The 3,738-nt window shown below is 60.5% G+C and carries 4 protein-coding genes; all 4 read left to right on the top strand.

The genetic code is table 11. The features are described from left to right. Positions 1-191 precede the first annotated feature (191 nt). A complete protein-coding gene (gene pal, locus P792_RS27720; protein ID WP_023978578.1) occupies positions 192-668 on the top strand; it encodes a peptidoglycan-associated lipoprotein Pal in 477 nt (158 codons plus the stop codon). 259 nt (positions 669-927) lie between these two features. After that, on the top strand, positions 928-1,794 hold the full coding sequence (locus P792_RS27715; RefSeq protein ID WP_031240704.1) for a tol-pal system YbgF family protein: 867 nt from the start codon (positions 928-930) through the stop codon (positions 1,792-1,794). Between the two features lie 8 nt (positions 1,795-1,802). After that, positions 1,803-3,092 carry a tRNA lysidine(34) synthetase TilS gene (gene tilS, locus P792_RS27710; RefSeq protein WP_023978576.1) on the top strand — a complete coding sequence of 430 codons (1,290 nt, stop codon included), beginning with the start codon at positions 1,803-1,805 and terminating at the stop codon, positions 3,090-3,092. Positions 3,093-3,258: 166 nt separating this feature from the next. Further along, a partial coding sequence (locus P792_RS38790) for an ATP-dependent metallopeptidase FtsH/Yme1/Tma family protein (RefSeq protein ID WP_035439719.1) occupies positions 3,259-3,738 on the top strand: 480 nt, incomplete at its 3' end.

The raw sequence follows: 3,738 nt of genomic DNA, 5'->3' as shown, positions 1-3,738 counted from the left end.
TTGGTGCGCGATGGTAGTCATGCCGCTTGACCGCGCTTTGTGGGAATGAGTATGGCCGATCTTGGTCGTCGGGATCGGTAAGGCCCAATGGTTATGGTAACCAGAAAGCAAAACGGGAACTCCGACCTTCGTAATTAGTTGTCGTCACGCTTCCTGGTCCCGGATGGGGACTATATTCAGGGTTGGCAAAAATGAATTTCAAGCTTCTCGGTGCGCTTGGCCTTGCAGTCGTTCTGGCTGCATGCTCGGATGAATCAAACAAGGGTGCATCGACCGGTGCAGGCGCAACGGCTCAGGAAACCGGCGCTGCGCCCGGTAGCGAAGCCGATCTGGTCGCCAATGTCGGCGATCGCGTCTTCTTCGACCTGAACCGCAACACGCTCTCCAGCGATGCACAGGCAACTCTGGACAAGCAGGCAGCATGGCTCGCCCGCTACCCGCAGGTCAGCGTCGAAATCGCTGGTAACTGCGATGACCGTGGCACGGAAGAGTACAACATTGCGCTCGGCCAGCGTCGCGCGAATGCAGCTCGTGACTATCTGGTTGCCAAGGGCGTTGCTCCTTCGCGCATCACGACGATCTCCTACGGCAAGGACCGTCCGACCGCTGATGGTGACGACGAGCAGGCATGGGCTCAGAACCGTAACGCGATCACCTCGGTCAAGTAATCGGTTCGAGACTGCCGGATTGTTCGTGGTTCTGACCTGATTTTTCACGTCAGCGTCTCGACAACCTGCCAACTCTGACGATTGATTCTCCCCTTCGACCTGCAGGGGATGAATTCGGATCTGACAAAACCGGCTGGTGCTGTGGCATCAGCCGGTTTTGTTTTATGGAACGTCTGATTTACAAGTCCTTTTGAGCTATACGGCGAAGGATCATGCGCGGCATGATGCCAGCCATCACGATCTGACCGAAGGATGCGCCATGCGCGGTGCCCGAGTTTCCCGCTTCCTCATTCTCTCAACCGTCGCCGCTGCAACAGGGCTGGGGCTCTCACCTGCACAGGCTCAGGTCACGAGCCGCGAGGGTATCGCGCTGCAAAACCAGATCCAGCAGCTCTCGCAGCAGCTTCAGCAGGTGCAGTCCAGTGCATCCTCCGTGCCGGTGAGTGGCAATGCTGCCCCTGCCGTCAGTTCAGGCAACGGCGATCTCGTTTCCCAGCTTCTGCAGCGTGTCTCGACGCTCGAGAACGAGAACCGGGAGATGCGCGGAGAGCTCGATCAGCTGACCAATCAGGTCCAGACGCAGAATGCGACGCTGACCAAGCAGATTGGCGATATGCAGTTCGCCGCCCAGAATGGAGCCGGTGGCGCTGCGGCAGGCGCTGCGTCCAGTGTCGGTGCCGGTGCCATGACTGCGCCAGCCACTTCCAGTGCGCCACCCGCAGCGCCCGCAGATAAACCGGCGACCGCGCTGGATCTGCTCAAATCCGGTCAGGCTGCCCTGAAGAGCCGTGACTATGCCACGGCACAGAGCAATGCCGAGCAGGCGCTGAAACTGGCCAAGACGGCCAATGGGAAGCTCGAATCCCAATTCCTGCTCGCCCAGTCTCTCGCGGGGCAGAAGCAGTATCGCGATTCCGCTGTTGCCTATTACGACGCTTATAATCGCTCCCCCAAGTCCACGCGCGCGCAGGAAGCCCTGCTTGGCGTCTCCGCCTCCATGCTGGCAATGGGCGACAAGAACTCGGCCTGTCAGGCCCTGCAGAAGCTCGATTCCGAGTTTCCTTCGCCCACACCGCGCGTGAAGGCTGCCGTCACAAGCTTCAAGGGCCGTGCCAACTGCCACTGAACGGGCTGATGCCTACAGCTGAAACTGTGGACCGGCCATCCCAGCCGGGTGCATGGCCCATCGCAGCAGGGGAGTTTGCGGCCCTCATGCAGGGCTTCGGGGCTTTTCCATCTGATGAGCCCCGCTTTCCACTCGGTGTCGCAGTTTCGGGGGGGGCAGATAGTCTCTGTCTTGCCTGGTTGCTGCGACGCTGGCGACGTGCCGTCAGGGCATTTGTTGTCGATCATGGCTTGCGGCAAGACTCCGCAGCCGAGGCTGCGCTGACAGCGTCCAGACTTGAGGCGCTCGATATCCCCGTGAGCGTTCTGTGCATTCAGGCGCTCGATGGCACGCGACGATTGCAGGAGACCGCGAGGGCGGCCCGTTATCAGATCCTCGCCGAGGCCTGCGCCGCCCATGGTATTCTCGATCTTGCATTGGGGCATCATGCCGGCGATCAGGCGGAGACCTTCATCATGCGCAAGGCGCATGGAAGTACACCCTATGGCCTTGCTTCCATGGCGCTCAGTCGTGAGACGCCGCATCTGCGCTATCTTCGCCCTCTGCTGTCAATTGCGCCGGAGCGGCTTCGTGCCACACTGCAGGCGCAGGATATAGAATGGGTGGAAGACCCCAGTAACCAGAAACGATGCTTCGAGCGTGTCCGTATACGGCAGGATATGGACGCCTCAGCGCGGTGCGATACGCTGGTTGAGGCAAGCATTTACGGAGCACTACGTAACAGACGATCGGAGACCGTTGCACATTGGCTCGCCTCGATCCGCCTTGATCCTGCCGGATATGCCGTCATGACAACTTTGCCCGATGACCCGGCCCTCCTGGGGCAGCTCTGGCAGATGATATCCGGCGCGGCTTATCCTCCCTCTCCATCGGATCTCGCCGGATTGATCGCGTCGCCGCGTGCGATGACGCTCTCAGGGGGTATCCTGCTCAAGGCAGGGCGGTATGGCCAGGGGTGGATCCTGGCACGCGAGGCAGCAGCGATCCGTGGGCAGTCAGCCTTGTATCAGGGGCTCTGGTGGGACCGGCGTTTCAAGGTGCGGGGTGCGCCGCTGCAGCCTGGGCTGAGCATTGGCGCCCTGGGGCCGGAATCACGCCGCTATCGTCACCATCCATTGCCCTCTCGAGTACTGGCCGCCCTTCCAGCCTTATGGCGAGGCGGCAGCGTCGTGGGTGTACCGACGCTGGGTGAGGGCATTTCACAGGACTGGCCCGGCTTCGAAGTCGCGTTCGAGCCTGCCGTGAGCCTGAGTGACCGGTCAAGATGGCCAGATTACCGGGAAACCGTGAAAACTTGATCGTCGGGGGGTGGGAACGTCCCCCCAAATGCTTATGTTATGAAAAAGATCAGCGCTGTTGTCGGTTCAGGGCAGCAGACGGGGCTACCGACGCCGACGTCTCTCCTCTGGGGGCACGCCGGCCGCATGGCCTGGCACCTGTTATTTGGAAACAATAGAGACCGTGATGAACAATTTTGGCCGCAATCTGGCACTCTGGGTGATCATCATCGTTCTGGCGTTGTTGCTCTTCCTGGCGTTTCAGCCCACGGGAAGCCAGCACGCGGCGCAGCAACTCGCCTATTCTGATTTCGTAACCGATATCGATGAAGGCAAGGTGCGCTCTGTCGTTGTGCAGAACCAGAACATCACAGGCACTTTGAAGGACGGTACGTCTTTCGAGACCTATGCACCGGTTGACCCTGGCCTCGTGCCACGGATGACGGGTAAGGGCGTGGAGGTTGTGGCCAAGCCGCTTGACGCAGATGGCAGCCCCATCCTGCGTGCGGTCACGAGTTGGCTGCCGATGATCTTCCTCCTGGGTATCGGTATCCTGTTCTTCCGGCAGATGCAGTCGGGTAGTGGCCGAGCCATGGGCTTCGGAAAGTCGCGTGCCCGCCTTCTGACCGAGAAGCAGGGACGCGTCACATTTGACGATGTGGCCGGC

This window comes from Asaia sp. SF2.1, assembly GCF_000505765.1.
GTDB lineage: Bacteria > Pseudomonadota > Alphaproteobacteria > Acetobacterales > Acetobacteraceae > Asaia > Asaia bogorensis.
The sequence above is the reverse complement of the archived record's forward strand: the minus strand, read 5'-3'. Positions and strand labels throughout refer to the sequence as shown.

Excerpts from the sequence above, each read along its gene's own strand:
- pal (WP_023978578.1), top strand. The coding sequence starts at position 192 with ATGAATTTCAAGCTTCTCGGTGCGCTTGGCCTTGCAGTCGTTCTGGCT.
- P792_RS27715 (WP_031240704.1), top strand. The coding sequence starts at position 928 with ATGCGCGGTGCCCGAGTTTCCCGCTTCCTCATTCTCTCAACCGTCGCC.
- tilS (WP_023978576.1), top strand. The coding sequence starts at position 1,803 with ATGCCTACAGCTGAAACTGTGGACCGGCCATCCCAGCCGGGTGCATGG.